This window comes from Nocardia camponoti, assembly GCF_014646135.1.
Taxonomy (GTDB): Bacteria; Actinomycetota; Actinomycetes; order Mycobacteriales; family Mycobacteriaceae; genus Nocardia; species Nocardia camponoti.
Genome location: NZ_BMMW01000001.1, coordinates 507433 through 524715, shown reverse-complemented (window position 1 = coordinate 524715; position 17283 = coordinate 507433). Strand labels below are relative to the sequence as shown.

Genomic DNA, 17283 nt, shown 5'->3' with positions numbered 1-17283 from the left:
CGGAGCCGGTTAGGTCACGGTCAGATAGATCAACACCACGTTGAGCAGCGAGATTATGCCCGCGACGGCCCATGCGAGCGCGGTGGTAATCGGGTGGTTGCGGTCGTCGCCCATGAGCGTGCGATCGCTGGTGAGGCGCACGAGCGGGATCAGCGCGAGCGGGATGCCGAACGACAACACCACCTGCGACAGGATCAACGCGCGAGTGGGGTCGATGCCGATCATGAGGATCACGAGCGCGGGAATGAGCGTCACTAGGCGACGGATAAGCACCGGGATCTTGCGGTTCAACAGCCCCTGCATGATCATCGACCCCGCGTACGCGCCGACCGACGTGGACGCCAGCCCCGAGGCGAGCAGGCCGATGGCAAGGAGCAGCGCGGCAGCGGGCCCGAGCGCGTCACGTACGGCCGAGTGGGCGTCGGTGAGCGATTCGATTTCCTTGTCACGCAAGGTGCTCGCCGCCATGAGCAGCATCGACATGTTCACCGTGCCCGCGATTACCATCGCGAGCCCGACGTCGATCTTGGTCGCATGCAGCAGCCGCACCCGTTTGGGACCGGCTTCGGGACTGCCATGCCGGTCGCGTGCCAGGCCGGAGTGCAGGTAGACCGCGTGCGGCATCACCGTCGCGCCGATCATCGCGGCCGCGAGCAAAACGCTTTCGGCGCCGTCGAAGCGGGGAACGAGCCCGCCGATTACCCCGTCGACCGACGGCGGCGACAGCACAACACCGGCGACGAACCCGACCGCGATCACCGCGAGCATCGTCGTGATCACCCGCTCGAACGGGCGTTGCCCGAACCGGTCTTGAACGAGCAACAGCACCATCGACACCACACCGGTGATCAGGCCGCCTACCACGAGCGGCAGGTCGAAAAGCAGATACAGCGCGATCGCGCCGCCCATCACCTCGGCGAGGTCGGTTGCCATCGCGACCAGCTCCGCCTGGGCCCAATAGGCAAGGCGCACTGGCTTACTCGCACGCGACCGCACCGCTTCGGGCAGCGACATCCCGGTGACAAGCCCCAGCTTCGCCGACAAGAACTGCACGAGCCCGGCCATGATGTTGGCGAGCACGATGACCCACACGAGCAGATACCCAAACTGGGCACCCGCGCTGATATTGGACGCGACATTGCCGGGGTCGACATAGGCGATGGCCGCAACGAAGGCGGGACCGAGCAGGACCGCGACAGCCCTTGCTCGCTGCGCGCGCCCCCGCAGCGTCCCCAAGATTTCCGTACTCACCAACAGAAGTTTACGGGTACCCGAACTTTTATGTCGGTCGACTGGGTGAATCGGACAGCGGACCCGCCTGTCCGCGCCCGCGCCGCACGTAGTGAAATAGATTCGTTATACGTAAAGCAGTGCGATGTTGGGAGTGATGGCAGTGGAGTTGATCGGGATTATCGGTGGCGGCACCATGGGTGCCGGTATCGCCGAGGTGTGCGCCAAGGCTGGCAGCTCGGTGCTGGTGTTGGAGACCAAGCAGGAGTTCGCCGACGCCGCGACCGCGCGCATCACCGCATCGATCAACCGTGGCGTCGCCAAGGGCAAGATCAGCGCTGAAGACGCCGAAGCGGCCATCGCCCGCGTGCGCGTGACCCTCGACATCAACGAGTTCGCCGACCGCGACCTCGTCATCGAGGCCGCGCCCGAGATCGAAGCGCTCAAGTATGAGATCTTCGGCAAGCTCGACAAGATCGTGAAGCCCGAGGGCATCCTCGCGACCAACACGTCGTCGATCCCGGTCATCAAGGTCGCCGGGGCAACCTCGCGCCCCGAGCGCGTCGTCGGTGTCCACTTCTTCAACCCCGTCCCGGTGATGCCGCTCGTCGAGATCATCTCGACGCTGGTCAGCGACCCCGACGCCGTCGCCGCCGTCACCGACTACGCCAAGAACACCCTCGGCAAGACCACCGTCCAGGCGGGCGACCGGTCGGGCTTCATCGTCAACGCGCTGCTCATCCCGTACCTCACCTCGGCGATTCGCATGCTTGAGTCGGGTTACGCCACCGCCGAAGACATCGACGCGGCCATGAAGGGCGGCGCAGGCTACCCGATGGGCCCGCTCACCCTGCTCGACACGGTCGGCCTCGACATCGCACTCGCCGCGTCCGAGTCGCTTTACGCCGAGTTCGCCGAGCCGCACTACGCTCCCCCGGCCCTGCTGCGTCGCATGGTTGAGGCTGGCCGTCTCGGCCGCAAGTCGGGTCGCGGGTTCTACGACTACGCCAAGTAAGGCTTGAACGCTCGTCTCGGCGTATTTCTGCTGGATCGGCGAGAATTCAACTGTTGACAGCGGCGGGTTCGCGCAGGGTGGCGCGAACCCGCCGCTGTTGTTTCCGCGTACTGCCACTGTCGATGCGCGGCGAGGTGCTCGTTCCGCGTGCCTGCGCGGCTGTGCGGCAGTCCGGTCCCGCTAGGTGGGGATCGGTGTAGGCGAATCGCTCGCGTTGCACCTGGCATGGCATCGAAACCTCTGCATGTGGGTGTCGCACTCGACGGCGCGGGCTGGCACCCCGCCGCCTGGCGCGAACCCTCTTCTCGCCCAACCGAATTGCTCGACGCGTCGTACTGGCTCGACCTCGTCAGCACCGCTGAACGGGGCCTGCTTGACTTCGTCACCATCGACGACAGCCTGCGCGTGCCCGGCGGTTTCCCCGGTGTCCCGCTCGCTGACGACGTGGTCGACCGGGTCGCCGCCCGCCTCGACGCACACCTCATCGCGGCCCGCGTCGCCCCGGTCACCCGCCACATCGGCCTGATCCCGGTGGTGACAACCACCCACACCGAGCCGTTCCACGTGTCCAGCGCGCTGGCCACCCTCGACTACACCTCGGGCGGTCGCGCGGGCTGGCAGGTGCGGGTGTCGCCGGGCGCGGCCGAGGCCGCCCACTTTGGTCGACGCACCATCGGCGACCTCACCGCCGACGAACTCGCCACCGCGATCGCGACCGGCGTCTTCCCCGAGCACGCGGGCGAACTCTTCGACGAGGGTGCCGACGCGGTGGAAGTTGTTCGCGCCCTGTGGGATTCGTGGGAGGACGACGCCGAGATCCGTGATGTGGCAACGCGCCGATTCATTGACCGCGCGAAGCTGCATCGGGTGAATTTCGAAGGCCGGTTCTTCTCGGTGCGTGGTCCGTCGATTACGCCGCGGCCGCCGCAGGGGCAGTTGGTGGTCACGACGCTGGCGCATTCGCCACGCGTGTACGAATTTGCCGCAACCGCAGCCGATTTGGTGTTCGTCACGCCTTCGTTGTCGGAAGGCCCAGCGCGGATCGTGAGCGAAGTGCGAGCCGCGAGCACCGACTTGAAGATTTACGCCGACCTGGTCGTCTTCCTCGATTCGGCCACCGAGACCGGTGCTGAGCGGTTGGCGCGCCTCAATTCCGTTGCCGAATTGGCCTCCGACGCGGCCATTTTCGCTGGCAGCGCTGACGAGCTCGCGGACCTGTTCGTCGAATGGTCAGCATTGGGCATCGACGGTTTCCGCCTGCGCCCCGGCGTGGCCGTCGACGACCTCGACGCCATTTCCGGCGCGCTCGTCCCTGCCCTGCAACATCGCGGACTGTTCCGCACCGCCTACCCCGAAACGTCGCTGCGCGGTCTGCTTGACCTGCCGACAACCGTCCCCAACCGCTACGCCACCGTGTGAGGTCACTATGAGTCGTAAACAGGTCATCCTCGGCGCCTACCTTGGCGGCGTCAACCATCACACCGCGTGGTGGCATCCCGAAGCTGGCAGCCAGATCGCCTTCAGCAGTTTCGAACACACCGCGCGCACCGCCGAACGCGGGTTCTTCGACTTCTTCTTCCTCGCCGAAGGGCTCGCGCTGCGTGAACGCGCAGGCGAGGTGTTTGACCAGGACATCATCGGTCGCCCCGACACCTTCACCGTCCTCGCGTCGCTCGCCGCCGTCACCGAACACCTCGGGTTGGCTGGCACGATCAACGCCACCTTCAACGAGCCGTACGAGCTGGCGCGCAAGTTCGCGAGCCTCGATCACCTGTCGGGTGGTCGGGCTGCCTGGAATGTGGTGACGTCGTTCGACGCGTTCACCGGTGGCAATTTCCGTCGCGGCGGGTTCCTCGACCCAGCCGACCGCTATGTGCGCGCCGAAGAGACGTTGAATGCTGTTCGCGCACTGTGGGATTCGTGGGGCGTCGACGATGTGGTCGCTGATAAGGAGTCAGGCAGGTTCCTCGCCCGGGGCAACGCGGGCGAATTCGCCATCAGCGGAGCACAATTCGACATTCACGGTCGCTTCACCGTCCCGCGCAGCCCGCAGGGTCGGCCGGTTGTGCTGCAGGCGGGGGTGTCGCCGCAGGGTCGCGACTTCGCCGCCGCTAACGCCGACGCGATCTTCTCCCCGTTCGGCAAACTGCCCGAAGCGGCCGATTTCTATCGCGATGTGAAGGCGCGCGCGGTGAAAGCGGGCCGCTCGGCTGACGACATCAAGATTCTGCCGTCGGCGAGTTTCGTGCTCGGCGACAGCGCTGCCGACGCGGCGGAAAAGCATCGGGCGATCCTGCACGAGCAGGTCACTGGCCAGACCGCGCTGATCTTGCTTGAACAGATTTACAACCGCGACCTGTCGGCATACGACCCCGACGGCCCGGTTCCCGATATCGAGCCAGACCCGGAAGCGCCGCCGATCATCCAGGGTCGCGCGTTCATTCACCAGGACCGGTTCGCGACGGTGAAGCGCCTGCGTGAGGTGAGCGAGGCGAAGAAGTTGTCGCTGCGTGAGGTCGTGATCGACCAGTTCGAACGCGGCCCACTGGTCGGCACACCCGCCCAGGTGGCCGAGCAGATCGACACGTTCGTGCAGCACAACGGGTCCGACGGGTTCATCCTCGGTTCGCATTTGGTGCCGACCGGCTTGGATGAGTTCGTCGACAAGGTAGTTCCGTTGTTGCAGGACCGCGGCGTTGTGCGCACCGAGTACACGGGGACGACGTTGCGCGACAACCTGGGTCTCGCCGCCGCGCCGGCTCCGGTGCGGGTGTAAGAAACGGGTGTGGAGTCTGTCGGCTCCACACCCGTTCACCGCTCGACGGCGTAGCGCGTCATCACGACCGTCTTGAAGTGACGAGTCTCGATGAGCCGCAACGGGATTCGCTCGCCGAGCGGCGGGAACATCGGCGTGCCGCCACCGAGGATGATCGGCGCGGTGAACAGTTGGAACTCATCAACGAGGCCAGACGGCAGGATCGAGGCGGCGAGATCAGCGCCGCCAATCTCGATGATCCCGTCCCCTTCCTCTTTCAGTTTGCGCACTTCGTCGACGGCGTTGTCCCGGACGAGCCTGCTATTCCACCCGACTTCGGGCAGCGTCCGCGAGAACACCACTTTGGGCTTGGCCGTCCACAGCTCCCCGAATTCGCGCATGATGGGCGGCGCGTCATCGGGCACGGTAGGCCAGTAGTCGGCCATCAGCTCATAGAGGCGTCGCCCGTGGAGCGAGACCTCAATCTCGCGGTAGCGGTCGTTGTGAAACTGGTGGAGTTCATCGTCGGGTTCGGTCCAGTCGATACTCCCGACCTGGTCGTTAATGAACCCGTCCACCGAGACGCTGAACCCATAGACAAGTGTGCGCATACCGGATTAGACGCCGCACGGGCTCGTTTTTCATCGCCGACACGTCCAATGGCCCGTTCATGCGCGAGTTGGACGGTTGCCCACCAGGCTCTCAGGTAAACAAACGTCGAGAGAAAAAATCCCTGAGCGCCTGGTGGGCGCGCGACCAGTTCGGTGTTTTTCAAGATCAACACGCTCTGGTGGCGAATGCCACTCGCGAAACGCCGCCATAGCAGCGTGTTGATCTTGAATCTCTACGCCGGGTAAGCCCGGATTTCCGTCGCTTTCACCGTCGCCCATACCTTCATGCCGGGCGTTAAGCGCAGGTCGGCCACCGTCGCTGGGGTCACCTCGGCCAAAACCGGTGGCGTGCCGTCCAAGCGCACGCGCGTGGTGTGCGCGTGCGTTTCCATCCCAACCACCGTGGTTTCCCAGGTATTGCGCGGACTGCCTTCGGGTCGTTCGAGATACAACCCGACCGCGTTCGGCGCGAAGGTCGCATACACCGCGCCCGCAGCCGGTTCGGCGATGAAAAGGGTTCCGCCACGTGACAATTCGACGGTGGTGTCGCGGGCTGCCCCGCGATACAAATTCAAGCCAACCAAGTCGGCAACGTAATCGGTGCGCGGGTGCCGTGCCACCTCGGCCGGAGCGCCCTCCTGGACTACTTTCCCGTTTTCCAGGATCACGAGACGGTCGGCGAGCACCATCGCATCGAGCGGGTCGTGGGTCACCAACACCGTGTGCCCGCCGTACTCCCGCAGGTGTTTACCCAGCTCAGCCCGCACATGCAGGCGGGTGCCCGCGTCCAGCGCGGCGAGTGGTTCATCGAGGAGCAGCAGCTCAGGGTCGGTCGCCAGCGCGCGCGCCAACGCGACACGCTGCGCCTGCCCACCCGACAGCTGCCTCGGTTTGCGCGACAGTTCGTCCCCGAGCCCGACCCGCTCAAGCCACGATGCGGCCAACGCACGCGCCTCCCGCCGCCCCACGCCCCGCGCGCGCGGCCCAAACGCCACATTCTCCAGCGCGCTCATGTGGGCGAAAAGCAGATAGTCCTGGAACACCACCCCAACCGAGCGATCCTCGGGCGCGACAAAAATCCCGGGCGGCACGTCCCAGTCGACAGTGTGCAAAGGCGCCGCGCCTTCGGAGCTGTCGACCGACGTATCCCAGGCACCGGCACGACCATTCCGCGCGACGACAGAGTTTTCCGCACCCCAACTCGACGTTCGGTCAGGTGCGGCAACGTCCGGCTCGCCGTCGGACAACTGGCGCGTGCGACCCGCGTCGTTTGTGACGGCCTCATCCCGGCTGCCCGCAGGTTTCCGCACGCCATCCCGGTTCCCTACCCGCAAATGCCCGTCCGTCAGCGGCGTTAGCCCGGCAAGCGCGCGCAATGCCGTCGACTTCCCTGCCCCGTTAGGCCCAAGCAGCGCAACAACTTCCCCGGGCTCAACCGAAAGCGGGAGGTCAAGGTTGAATCTTCCCCGCGAAACGCGCAGCAGCGCATCGATGCTCACATCGGCCCCCGCACCCATTTATCCCGCAACGCCGCCAGCACGCCAACCGACACCGCAAGCAGCACCAAACTCAACACGATCGCGTCGGCCGGGTCGGTTTCCAACGCCAAATACACCGCCAACGGCATCGTCGTCGTTGTCCCGGGGAAGCTGCCCGCGAAGGTGATCGTCGCGCCGAATTCGCCAAGCGCACGCGCCCAACACAAGACCGTCCCCGCGACGACACCCGGCAAAATCGACGGCAATGTCACGCGCCGAAAGGTGGTCCACCGCGAAGCGCCGAGCGTCGCGGCCGCTTCGTCGTACCGAATGTCGGTGCCGCGCAACGCCCCCTCGACCGCGATCACCAAAAACGGCATCGCGACGAACGCTTCGGCAATGATCACCGCCACCGTCGTGAACGGCAGCGAAATCCCAAACCACGCGTCGAGATACCGCCCAACAAGTCCACGTCGACCGAGCACGAGCAGCAACGCGACGCCCCCGACAACGGGCGGCAACACGAGCGGAACCGTGACAAGCGCGCGTAACAACCCAAGCCCCGGCACCTTCGACCGCGCCAACAACCACGCCAACGGAATACCAAGCACGAGACAAATGACCGTTGCTGATGTCGCGCACACTAGCGAAAGGCGAAGTGCCTCACCAACTCCCGGGCTCATCAGCCGCTCAGGCAGACTCGCCCACGGTGCCCGCACTAGCAGCCCGACGAGCGGCAAGACCAGAAAAATCAACGCGCACACCGCGGGCAGCACCAGGATCAGCGGTTGCCGTCCCCGAACCGCCCGTCGGCGTGCGCGCGTGGTCACTTGGTATCGAATCCTGCCTTGGCGAAGACCTGCTTAGCCTGCTCCGAGCGCACAAAATCAACAAACAAGGCAGCGGCGGTTGCGTTGCGCGCCTTGGCAAGTGGCGCGATCGGGTACTCGTTGACCGCCTTATCCGCTTCGGGGAATTCGATCCCCTCGACCTTCTTGCCTGCCGCGTTCACATCCGTACGGTAAACCAGGGCAGCGTCAACTTCCCCCAAGGTGACCTTCGTGAGCACCGCTTTCACGTCGGCTTCGCGGGTGTCGGGCTTGGGCGTGACGCCGGCCTTCTCGAACACCGTCTTCGCCGCCGCACCGCAGGGCACCTGCTCGGCGCAGAGCGCGATCTTCGGTTCGGACTTGCCAAAGTCGGCGAGGCCGGTGATGTGGCCGGGATTGCCTGCGGGAACAGCGATTTCGAGCCGATTGCGCACGAAGACCGATGGCGTTGCGGTGACGTCGCCAGCGTCGACGACCTGCTGCATGTTTTTCGGTGCTGCCGAAGCGAAGACGTCGGCGGGCGCGCCCTGTTTGATCTGTTCGGCGAGCGCGGAACTGGCCCCGAAGCTGTAGGCGACCTTGACGCCCGGATGCGCGGCTTCGAACTGTTTGCCCAGTTGGGTGAAGGTTTCGGTAAGCGAAGCGGCGGCCAGGACGGTGACGGTGCCGCTAATCTGCCCCGCGTCAGCCGGTTTGTCGGTGCCGCACGCGACGAGCGAGAGCGCGACGACGCTTGCGAGCGCGGTCGCCGGCAGGGCACGAATCTTGTTCATTCTCATCAACTTTCGGGAACATCAACCACGACGTGTGTCGATTTCACCGAAGCGACAGCCAGCGAGCCAACCTCTAGCCCAAGCTCGTCGACCGATTCCCGGCTCATCAGCGAAACCAGCCGAAACGGCCCTGCCTGCATCTCGACCTGCGCCATCACCGTGTCCTTGACGATGCGCGTGACGATGCCGCTCATCCGGTTGCGCGCCGACGTGGCGACGGTGGCTGGCACTTCCGGTCGGTCGGCTCCGCTGTGCAGGAATTCGGCGAGCTCGCGCCCGTCGACCCCTTTGCGCCCGTTGTCGAGCTGGACGGCGGTGAGTTTGCCCTGGTCGATGTACCGCCGAACGGTATCGTCGCTGACACCCATCAAGGCAGCGACCTCGCTAATCCGCAAATACGACACGAGTTAACGATAACCGACGCAGATGCGGAGCAACAGACAATCTCGCGCCGCATCTGTCAGCACCACTTGCGGCCCACCTTGCGCCATCGCGACACGCCGGAAGGGGGCGAGTCGGCGTGAGAAATGGCATTTCCGTGCACATTCGCGCGATCTCGGCCGATTTCAGCCGTTAGGCCGTGAACGTGCACGTTATGCCACATCAGGCGGACCTAACCGCTGGGCGCTGGTCGGCGAGTCGCCCTTCCTGGCAAGATCGGACCGTGCCTTCCGCCAACCTCACCCGCGCCGAGACCGCAGCGCGGTCGGCCGCGATCACCGTCGCCGATTACCGCGTTGACCTGGACCTGAGCGAAGCCCCCAACCTCGACCAGCCCGGTTTCGCAACGAAGACCACCGTCGAATTCACCGCGAGCACCCCCGACACCTGGCTCGACTTCATCGGCATCGACGTGCGATCGGTGACCATCAACGGCGAAGAAGTCCCGGTCGACTACGACGGCGCGCGTATCCGTCTTGCGGGCCTTTCCGAAAACAACATCGTCGTCATCGACGCGATCGCCGCCTACAGCCGCTCCGGTGAGGGCCTGCATCGCTTCACCGACCCCGTCGACGGCGCGACCTACCTCTACACCCAGTACGAACCGGCCGACGCGCGCCGCGTCTTCGCCTGCTTCGAGCAGCCAGAAATGAAGGCGCCCTTCACTTTTAGCGTGACCGCGCCGAAGGGCTGGCAGGTGGTGTCGAACCGCGCGGCACTGTCGGCGACGGTGACTGGCGACACCGAGACAGTCGACTTCGCCCCGACCCTGCCGATTTCGACCTACATCACCGCCATCGTCGCTGGCCCGTACCACCGAGTCGAATCCCATTGGACGCGTGACGACCTCAGCGTCGACCTGGGTCTGCTGTGCCGGGCGTCGCTCGCCCCTTATCTCGACGCCGACGCGCTGTTCAGCGTGACGAAGAACGGCCTCGACTTCTTCGCCGACAACTTCGGCTTCCCCTACCCGTGGGGCAAATACGACCAGGTTTTCGTTCCCGAATACAACCTCGGCGCGATGGAAAACCCGGGACTGGTCACCTTCACCGAGGCCTACCTGTTCCGTGGTGCGGCGACGGCCGCCCAGTACGAGGGCCGCGCCAACACGATCCTGCACGAGATGGCGCACATGTGGTTCGGCGATCTGGTGACGATGGTGTGGTGGGACGACCTGTGGCTCAAGGAGTCCTTCGCCGACTACATGGGCGCACTCGCCGCCGCTGAAGCGACGGAGTTCACCGATGCGTGGGTGTCGTTCGCGAACCGCAGGAAAGCGTGGGCGTACCTGCAGGATCAGTTGCCGACGACGCACCCGATCGTCGCTGACATCGTCGATTTGGAAGCGGCGAAACTCAACTTCGACGGCATCACCTATGCCAAGGGTGCGAGCGTGCTCAAGCAGTTGGCCGCGTACGTGGGGCGCGACGCGTTCTTCGCGGGCGCGCGCCGCTACTTCCAGGAACACGCGTACGGCAACACGACCCTCGCCGATCTGCTCGCGGTGTTGAGCGCGGAATCGGGCCGTGACCTGGCGGAATGGTCGCGCGCCTGGTTGGAGACCACGGGCATGTCGACGATCTCGTTCGACGGCAACGCGATCGTGCAAACCAATCCGCGCCCCCATCGTATTGGCGTTGGTTTCTACGACTTTGACGATGCGGGCGACCTGGTTCGCCGCGAGTTCGTTGAACTCGACCTCGCCGACGAGCGCACGGCGGTCACGCTCCCGTCGGCCCCGCTGCGCTTGCTTAACGACGGCGACCTCACGTACGCGAAGGTGCGCCTCGACCCGACTTCACTTGCGACGGTGGAAGATTCGCTCGACAAGGTCGTCGATCCGCTCGCCCGCGGGCTCATCTGGTCGGCACTGTGGAACGCGGTGCGCGACGGCGAACTGGCCGCCACCCGCTATTTGGCGATGGCGCGCGCGTTCGCCCCGGCGGAATCGAACCCAGGCATTCTTTCGTCTGTCCTCGCGAACGCCAGCTACGCGATCGAGCACTACCTGCCCGAATCCGCTCAGGTGGAGGAACGCACCCGCTGGCTCGAATCCGTCTGGGCAGCAACGCTTTCCGCTGAACCCGCGAGCGACGCGCAACTGGCCTTCGCCCGCGCGACTGGCGTCGCAGCCGCCGTCGATACCCGCCGCGCGAGCGACCTGGTTGCGATCTTGCGCGGCGAGCAGCCAGCTCCCACCGGCTTGCCGCTGGACCCTGACCTGCGTTGGCTGTGGTGGACCGCGCTCGCGGCGACGGGCGTGGCGACTACCGCCGATCTTGCCGACGAACTCGCCAACGACGACACCGCGTCGGGCCGCACGGCCCACTTGCGCGCGATGGCCGCGCGTCCACTCGCGGAGGTGAAGGAGCAGGCGTGGACATCGGCGCTGACCGACACGTCGTTGACCAACGACCACCTAGACGCGGTCATCACCGGCTTCGGCGCGGGCCCGACCCGCACCCTGACCGCCCCATACGACGCCGCCTATTTCGCCGCACTCGGGGAAATCTGGGACACCCGCAGCATCGAAATCGCCCGCCGCATCGTCGTCGGTTTGTTCCCGCGCGGCGAATCCCTGACTGACGTCGACACGTGGTTGGCGACAAACCCGGACGCCCCTGCCGCACTTCGCCGATTGGTGGTCGAACAACGCGACCACCTCGCCCGCGATCTGCGAGTCCGCGCCGCATACCAGTGACGGACCGCACCCCAGGCCTCGGTCAGTCGTCATGACCGCGTCGCTTTTCAGCTGTCACATTTCCTGTTGAACCGCCGCAAAATGGGCACCCCACCAGCACGAATGAGTTCATGAGACCGCATTTTCCTGACGATGCCTGGGTCGGGCTCGCGTTGGTCGGGCTCGGATTCATCCTCGTTGTCGTCACACTGGCCGCTGTCAGCTATGGCTTGGTCAGTGTGGCCGTTGTTGTTGGCGTGCTGTGTGGCGTGTGCTTGGTTGGCGGCGTTGTGCTCGCGGTGAACGAGCACGAGCACGCGAAACGAACGCGGCGGCGTTAGGTTCGGGCGACGGACGCACGCGGGGTTGTCCCCCGCGCGGACCCGTCCGTGCTTACCGCTTGTCTCGCTGCTTGGCCAGCTCGTTCTTCGCGAGCGCGTTCTTATGCACCTCGTCCGGGCCGTCGGCGAACCGCAACGTGCGAATCCCCGCATACGCCGCCGCCAGGGGGAAGTCCTGGGACACGCCCGCCGCGCCGTGCACCTGAATCGCCTTGTCGAGGATCCACTGCACCGTCGCAGGCGTCGCGATCTTGATCGCCTGAATTTCGGTGTGCGCACCCTTGTTGCCGACGGTGTCCATCAACCACGCGGTCTTGAGCACCAGCAAGCGCAACTGCTCAAGCCGCACGCGCGACTCGGCGATCCAGTCGCGGATCACGCCCTGCTCGGCCAACGGGCGACCGAACGCCACACGGGAATCCGCACGCGCGCACATCAATTCGATTGCCCGCTCCGCCAACCCGATCGACCGCATGCAGTGGTGAATTCGGCCCGGACCTAGTCGCGCCTGGGCGATCGCGAACCCAAGGCCTTCTCCCCCAATGAGATTCGTCGCGGGCACGCGCACGTCGGTGAAGGTGAGCTCGGCGTGACCGCCATGATCGTGGTCGTCGTAGCCGAAAACCTCCATGCCACGGTGGATTTCGAGGCCGGGGGTGTCGCGCGGGACGAGGATCATCGACTGCTGCCGGTGTCGACTCGCCGAAGGATCGGTCTTGCCCATCACGATGAAAATGCGTGTGTTCGGGTTCATCGCGCCGGTGATCCACCATTTGCGCCCGTTGAGCACGTAGTCGTCGCCGTCGCGTTCGATGCGAGTGGAGATGTTGGTTGCGTCTGACGATGCGACGTCGGGTTCGGTCATCGCGAACGCTGACCGAATCTCCCCATCCAATAGCGGCGAAAGCCATTGCGCCCGTTGCTCATCGGTGCCGAACTGAGCGAGCACCTCCATGTTGCCGGTGTCGGGGGCGGCACAGTTGAGCGCGGCAGGCGCCAGATTCGCACTGCGCCCGGTCAATTCGGCAAGCGGCGCGTATTGCAGATTGGTGAGCCCGGCGCCTTGGTCGCCTGGTAAGAACAGATTCCACAGCCCACGCTTGCGCGCCTCGGCCCGCAATTCGGCGAGCACCGGCACCGAATCCCACGCCCACCGGTTATCGAGCTCACTGACCTGCTGCTTGAACACCGACTCGGCCGGGTAGACCTGGGTGTCCATGAAGTCCGTGAGGGTCGCGATCAGTTCTTCGGTGCGGGCGTCGTAGGCGAAATCCATAGCGGTAGTGAACACGGTGAACGACCGTTGCGGGTGCTAATTCACCCGCTGCTGACCATCCGGTGGTGCGCTTCGAGGACCATCCAGCCGCTGAGCTGCACGGACAGGTCGCGATGGGCAGCGTTGGTCATCGAAGCTGGGCGCGCCCATTCGGTGCCGAACAGGGGGTGGCCGTCGCCGCCGTCGACGCGATGCGCCCACGCCGCTTCGGCCGACGCGGTCACGATCGCCGCCGCGGTTGTGTCGCCGCACACCCGGGCGACGTCGGCGAGGTAGCGCGCGAGGATACCCATGAAGAGGCCCTCGTCGTTGCCTGCCGCCCCGACGATCACGCCGTGCGGGGTGGTGAGGTTTTCCGCGATGGCGGCGACGAGGTCTTCGATGCGTTTGAGGTACGTGGATTGCCCTGTGCGCGTTGCTAATTCGAGGTAGAGGCCGAGTGCGACGCCCTGGTTGTAGGTGTGCCGAGTGTGGTTGATGCGGCCGTCGGGGTGATGGATGCCGTCGGCGATCAGGCCGGTTTCGGGGTCGCGTAGCCGCGTGTGCAGGAATTCCGCTGCCTTTTCGGCAAGGGCAAGGTCGCCTGTTCGCGCGAACGCGACACCGGCGGGTCCGGTGGCGGGAGTGTTGTAGTAGTTGTCGTCGGTTCGCCACGGCACCGCGCCCACCTCGGTCGACCAGCCCGCTCGCAGCGCGGACATCAACTGCCCGACGGGGTTGGCGAAATCAGCGCCAAGTCCTTGCGCGCGGTCGAGTGCCAAGACGAGCCAGGCCATGTCGTCGTAGTACCGGTTGGTCCAGCCGGTGAAGTTGCGCGCGCGGATGCCTGCGGCGAGTGCGCGAATTCGCTTGGTGCGTTCGGTATTTGGCTCTCGAATCGCCGCGTCAACCGCGCAGTCGAGTAGGTGCGCCTGCCACCAGTAGCACCACCGGCCGATGGTGCGTGCGCCGAGCGGTGCGGGCCAGGTGAGTAGCCCCGTCGCGTGACCGGGCAGACCCCACAGTGTCCCGACGTAACGGTCAACGACGGCGGCTTCCGCAGCGGCGGCACGCTCGGCGGTGAAGGTAGTAGAAGCGCTGGTCAGAGCAACGCCGGGACTGGGTGTCGCGAGGCTGCCAACCGGCAACGGCCCGCTCACCGCACCAAGCGCGCTCGCTCCCACTCCAAGCAGCAGCGCACGCCGACTGAACACCACACCCACCGTCGCGCACCTCTCACTCACCGCGCGCGGAGCTTAGCCGACGGTGCCCCGCGCCCCGGCGACCCCAGCGTGAACGCCGTTCAACGTGTTCCTTTCACGCTGGTTTAGTCCTTGACGACCTGCGTGCCGCCCGCGAAGTCGTCGTGCCAACCCTGTTTCGTCGGGCTGTTCGACACCGTCACCGCGATCGCGATCGCCGCGATGAACCACAGCAGGCCGCCGACCCACGGGATGAGGTTGAGCAGCATGTACGCGTTGCGCTTTGCCGATTCGAGCAGGTCTGGTTTCGCCGCCCCGTCAGCGCCGTTGACGTGCAGGTTGAGGATTTTCTTACCCGGCGTCGAGCCGGTGACGACTTCGAAGAACACGAAATAGAGGAACCCGAATCCCGCGCCCGGCAGGATCGCGACCCAGTCGGGCAGGTGCAACGTGTGGTTGAACACGAAAAACACGATGCTGCCGATAATTCCGGCGACGATCCAGTCGATCAGCCGGGCCCCCGCCCGAACTCCGAGACCCGCCGGACTGACCCCAACCGCACTGCTCATGACTATCTCCTCAGTGACGTACACGCCACCGCCATCTCGAAAACCAGTGGCCTAGTGAGGATCTCACGCGTAAGTAGCCGCAGGGGTAGGTGCACGGAAACGTTGCGACAACGCGACAACCAACTTTGCGCTTTCATGTCGGAGCCTCGGCGAACTGGGATGCCGGTTGCGCGACGACGCTTGTCGCGGGCACAGTGCGACTCGTGTCGAAGATCGAAGAATTCCCGCTCCCCGACGCCGGTCCGTACGGAATCACTAGCGGTGCAGACGGGGCGCTCTGGCTCACGCTCGTCAATAGTGGCGAAATCGCGCGCATGACGACCGACGGGAAAGTGGAGACGTTCCCGGCCGGTCCCAAAGGACGTCGCCCGACCATCATCGCCGCCGGTGTCGACAACGCGGTGTGGTTCACCCGGTTGGGCGACGCCCACCTCGGCCGCATCACCTACGACGGCGTTGTGAGCGCGTTCCCGCTGTCCGACGGCGCGAACCCGTTCGGGATTTGCGCAGGCCCCGACGGTGCAATGTGGTTCACCGAGATGGCGACCGACCGGATCGGCCGCATCACGCCCGACGGCGGGATCACGCACTTCGACATCGGCGTGCAAGGCGGCTTCCCGTCGATGATCACGACCGGCCCCGACGATGCCCTGTGGTTCACGCTCAACCAGGCCAACGCGATTGGCCGCATCGACCTCGACGGCAACGTTTCCCTGCACCAGCTCCCCGACGCGGGCGCCCCCGTTGGCATCGCGGCTGGCCCCGACGCACTGTGGTTCGTCGACATCGCCGCGGGCCGAGTGGGCCGACTGACCGTCGACGGCGAAGTGACCCTGTATCCACTCCCCGATCCGACGGCAAAACCACACGCCATCACCGCCCTCCCCTCAGGTGACTGCTGGTTGACAGAATGGGCAGCGAACCGGCTCGCCCACGTGAGCGCGACCGGCAACATCACCGAACACCCCCTGCCCACCCCATCGTCAGAACCTCACGGCATCACCTTGGGCCCCGACGGCGCAATCTGGGCAGCGTTGGAAATCGGCTCAGTGGCCCGCATCGCGCCGTAGGCCAGTCGGCTCAGCGACGTCTCTGGTCGGTCACCGCGTCGCAGCAGACGGCTGGACGATCGCGGTGACCGAGCTCGATCGACCGCGCTCCGCACCGCTCAGTTCGGCGTCGAGCGTCTCCTGCGCGACGCGCATCTGGTCGCGATAGCTCGGTTCAGCTAAGCGACGCATGCCTTCCTCCGCCGACACCGTCTCGACATTGGCGGTGACCCACCAGATGTTTCCGAAAGGGTCACGGACGCGGCCGCCGCGTTGACCAAACGCGTTGTTCGACAACGGCGTCACCTCGCGCGCGCCCGCGTCGATGGCGTTCGCGAATGCCACGTCGGCATCAGGGACGAACACGCGCAACAGCGACGGGAGAGCGGGCCAGTCCGCGCGTTGATCGAAAGCAAGGAGAACGGTGTCGCCGACGCGGATCTCAGCGTGTCCAATGCTGCCGTCCGCCAACGGAACTCGGCCCAGCTCATGCCCGTCGAAGGCGGCGGTGACGAAGTCGAGTAAGGCTGCGGTATCGGGCGTGACGAGCCAGGGGGCGACGGTGGTGTACCCGGCGGGGGTCGTATCCATGAGGGGTCCCTTCTCCGTTGGTTGGCCTCACAGTACGACCGGGGTACGACAAGTTTTCGTTCGCGAAACCGCCGCAGCCGCTACGTGCAGCAGTTCGGATCGAGCACCGTGCACAGTGCCGACAATGCGTCGCGGCGGGCGCGGTGAAACGTGTTCATCCCCCGACGTTCCGACTCAACCAGCCCCGCCTTGCGCAGTTGGGTGAGGTGGTGCGACACCGTCGACTCGCCGATGCCCACGGCAACAGCCAAGTCGCCACTGTTCTGTTCGCCCGCCGGGTCGGTGAGGAGCAATGACATCAGGCGCACCCGCACCGGGTCGGCAAGCGCCTTGAGGCGCAGCGCCACTTCTAGCGCGGCCGCGTCGTCGACCGGCGCCGCCGCGACGGGCGTGCAGCAAACCGGGGCGGACATGTCGATGATCGGTAGCGCCTTAGGCATGAAACCAACCTTACCGACTTTAT

Annotated in this window: 17 protein-coding genes; 6 read left to right on the top strand and 11 right to left on the bottom strand. The window is 65.5% G+C overall.

From position 1 onward, the window contains the following. Nucleotides 1-9 precede the first annotated feature (9 nt). Nucleotides 10-1251: an Nramp family divalent metal transporter gene (locus IEX78_RS02385; RefSeq protein WP_229683661.1), complete on the bottom strand. Its 1242-nt coding sequence runs from the start codon at nucleotides 1249-1251 to the stop codon at nucleotides 10-12. Between the two features lie 142 nt (nucleotides 1252-1393). Here IEX78_RS02385 and IEX78_RS02380 point away from each other — a divergent pair, with 142 nt between their 5' ends. From IEX78_RS02380 to IEX78_RS02370, 3 genes are all read left to right on the top strand, one after another. Beyond that, nucleotides 1394-2245 (top strand): 3-hydroxybutyryl-CoA dehydrogenase, encoded by an 852-nt coding sequence (locus tag IEX78_RS02380; protein WP_308426520.1) that lies wholly within the window; start codon nucleotides 1394-1396, stop codon nucleotides 2243-2245. 225 nt (nucleotides 2246-2470) lie between these two features. Further along, a complete protein-coding gene (locus tag IEX78_RS02375; protein ID WP_188827032.1) occupies nucleotides 2471-3664 on the top strand; it encodes an LLM class flavin-dependent oxidoreductase in 1194 nt (397 codons plus the stop codon). Nucleotides 3665-3671: 7 nt separating this feature from the next. Beyond that, the gene (locus IEX78_RS02370) at nucleotides 3672-5021 is read left to right on the top strand and encodes an NtaA/DmoA family FMN-dependent monooxygenase (protein ID WP_188827031.1); all 1350 of its coding nucleotides are present in this window, start codon (nucleotides 3672-3674) and stop codon (nucleotides 5019-5021) included. Nucleotides 5022-5056: 35 nt separating this feature from the next. On the opposite strand, the gene IEX78_RS02365 is transcribed toward IEX78_RS02370, so the two are convergent. From IEX78_RS02365 to IEX78_RS02345, 5 genes are all read right to left on the bottom strand, one after another. Further along, nucleotides 5057-5611: a dihydrofolate reductase family protein gene (locus IEX78_RS02365; RefSeq protein WP_188827030.1), complete on the bottom strand. Its 555-nt coding sequence runs from the start codon at nucleotides 5609-5611 to the stop codon at nucleotides 5057-5059. Nucleotides 5612-5844: 233 nt separating this feature from the next. Continuing rightward, nucleotides 5845-7110 carry an ABC transporter ATP-binding protein gene (locus IEX78_RS02360; protein WP_188827029.1) on the bottom strand — a complete coding sequence of 422 codons (1266 nt, stop codon included), beginning with the start codon at nucleotides 7108-7110 and terminating at the stop codon, nucleotides 5845-5847. Further along, nucleotides 7107-7919, bottom strand: a complete 813-nt coding sequence (gene modB, locus IEX78_RS02355) for a molybdate ABC transporter permease subunit (protein WP_188827028.1) — start codon at nucleotides 7917-7919, stop codon at nucleotides 7107-7109. Before modB ends, IEX78_RS02360 begins: the two co-directional genes overlap by 4 nt. Continuing rightward, the gene (modA, locus tag IEX78_RS02350) at nucleotides 7916-8692 is read right to left on the bottom strand and encodes a molybdate ABC transporter substrate-binding protein (RefSeq protein WP_188827027.1); all 777 of its coding nucleotides are present in this window, start codon (nucleotides 8690-8692) and stop codon (nucleotides 7916-7918) included. The genes modB and modA overlap by 4 nt, the downstream gene beginning before the upstream one ends. Before the next feature lie 5 nt (nucleotides 8693-8697). Further along, the gene (locus tag IEX78_RS02345; protein ID WP_188827026.1) at nucleotides 8698-9096 is read right to left on the bottom strand and encodes a TOBE domain-containing protein; all 399 of its coding nucleotides are present in this window, start codon (nucleotides 9094-9096) and stop codon (nucleotides 8698-8700) included. A gap of 260 nt (nucleotides 9097-9356) precedes the next feature. Between IEX78_RS02345 and pepN the strand changes: the two genes are divergently transcribed. Together pepN and IEX78_RS02335 are read left to right on the top strand one after the other, a co-directional pair. Then, the gene (gene pepN, locus IEX78_RS02340) at nucleotides 9357-11834 is read left to right on the top strand and encodes an aminopeptidase N (protein WP_188827025.1); all 2478 of its coding nucleotides are present in this window, start codon (nucleotides 9357-9359) and stop codon (nucleotides 11832-11834) included. A gap of 110 nt (nucleotides 11835-11944) precedes the next feature. Next, nucleotides 11945-12154, top strand: a complete 210-nt coding sequence (locus IEX78_RS02335) for a hypothetical protein (RefSeq protein ID WP_188827024.1) — start codon at nucleotides 11945-11947, stop codon at nucleotides 12152-12154. 52 nt (nucleotides 12155-12206) lie between these two features. On the opposite strand, the gene IEX78_RS02330 is transcribed toward IEX78_RS02335, so the two are convergent. The 3 genes from IEX78_RS02330 to IEX78_RS02320 form a co-directional block, all read right to left on the bottom strand. Further along, nucleotides 12207-13430, bottom strand: coding sequence for an acyl-CoA dehydrogenase family protein (locus IEX78_RS02330; protein ID WP_188828193.1), 1224 nt, complete (start codon nucleotides 13428-13430; stop codon nucleotides 12207-12209). A gap of 41 nt (nucleotides 13431-13471) precedes the next feature. Further along, the gene (locus tag IEX78_RS02325; RefSeq protein ID WP_229683660.1) at nucleotides 13472-14653 is read right to left on the bottom strand and encodes a glycoside hydrolase family 76 protein; all 1182 of its coding nucleotides are present in this window, start codon (nucleotides 14651-14653) and stop codon (nucleotides 13472-13474) included. Between the two features lie 83 nt (nucleotides 14654-14736). After that, nucleotides 14737-15180, bottom strand: coding sequence for an RDD family protein (locus tag IEX78_RS02320; RefSeq protein WP_188827023.1), 444 nt, complete (start codon nucleotides 15178-15180; stop codon nucleotides 14737-14739). 212 nt (nucleotides 15181-15392) lie between these two features. Here IEX78_RS02320 and IEX78_RS02315 point away from each other — a divergent pair, with 212 nt between their 5' ends. Next, on the top strand, nucleotides 15393-16250 hold the full coding sequence (locus IEX78_RS02315; RefSeq protein WP_188828191.1) for a Vgb family protein: 858 nt from the start codon (nucleotides 15393-15395) through the stop codon (nucleotides 16248-16250). Nucleotides 16251-16280: 30 nt separating this feature from the next. Here IEX78_RS02315 and IEX78_RS02310 read toward each other — a convergent pair whose 3' ends face one another. Further along, nucleotides 16281-16820 carry a VOC family protein gene (locus IEX78_RS02310; protein WP_188827022.1) on the bottom strand — a complete coding sequence of 180 codons (540 nt, stop codon included), beginning with the start codon at nucleotides 16818-16820 and terminating at the stop codon, nucleotides 16281-16283. 80 nt (nucleotides 16821-16900) lie between these two features. Then, nucleotides 16901-17260, bottom strand: a complete 360-nt coding sequence (locus IEX78_RS02305; protein WP_188827021.1) for an Rv2640c family ArsR-like transcriptional regulator — start codon at nucleotides 17258-17260, stop codon at nucleotides 16901-16903. Between the last annotated feature and the right edge of the window lie 23 nt (nucleotides 17261-17283).

Excerpts from the sequence above, each read along its gene's own strand:
- IEX78_RS02375 (WP_188827032.1), top strand. The coding sequence starts at position 2,471 with ATGGCATCGAAACCTCTGCATGTGGGTGTCGCACTCGACGGCGCGGGC.
- IEX78_RS02310 (WP_188827022.1), bottom strand. The coding sequence starts at position 16,820 with ATGGATACGACCCCCGCCGGGTACACCACCGTCGCCCCCTGGCTCGTC.
- IEX78_RS02320 (WP_188827023.1), bottom strand. The coding sequence starts at position 15,180 with ATGAGCAGTGCGGTTGGGGTCAGTCCGGCGGGTCTCGGAGTTCGGGCG.
- IEX78_RS02330 (WP_188828193.1), bottom strand. The coding sequence starts at position 13,430 with ATGGATTTCGCCTACGACGCCCGCACCGAAGAACTGATCGCGACCCTC.
- IEX78_RS02335 (WP_188827024.1), top strand. The coding sequence starts at position 11,945 with ATGAGACCGCATTTTCCTGACGATGCCTGGGTCGGGCTCGCGTTGGTC.
- IEX78_RS02365 (WP_188827030.1), bottom strand. The coding sequence starts at position 5,611 with ATGCGCACACTTGTCTATGGGTTCAGCGTCTCGGTGGACGGGTTCATT.
- IEX78_RS02305 (WP_188827021.1), bottom strand. The coding sequence starts at position 17,260 with ATGCCTAAGGCGCTACCGATCATCGACATGTCCGCCCCGGTTTGCTGC.
- modA (WP_188827027.1), bottom strand. The coding sequence starts at position 8,692 with ATGAACAAGATTCGTGCCCTGCCGGCGACCGCGCTCGCAAGCGTCGTC.
- IEX78_RS02370 (WP_188827031.1), top strand. The coding sequence starts at position 3,672 with ATGAGTCGTAAACAGGTCATCCTCGGCGCCTACCTTGGCGGCGTCAAC.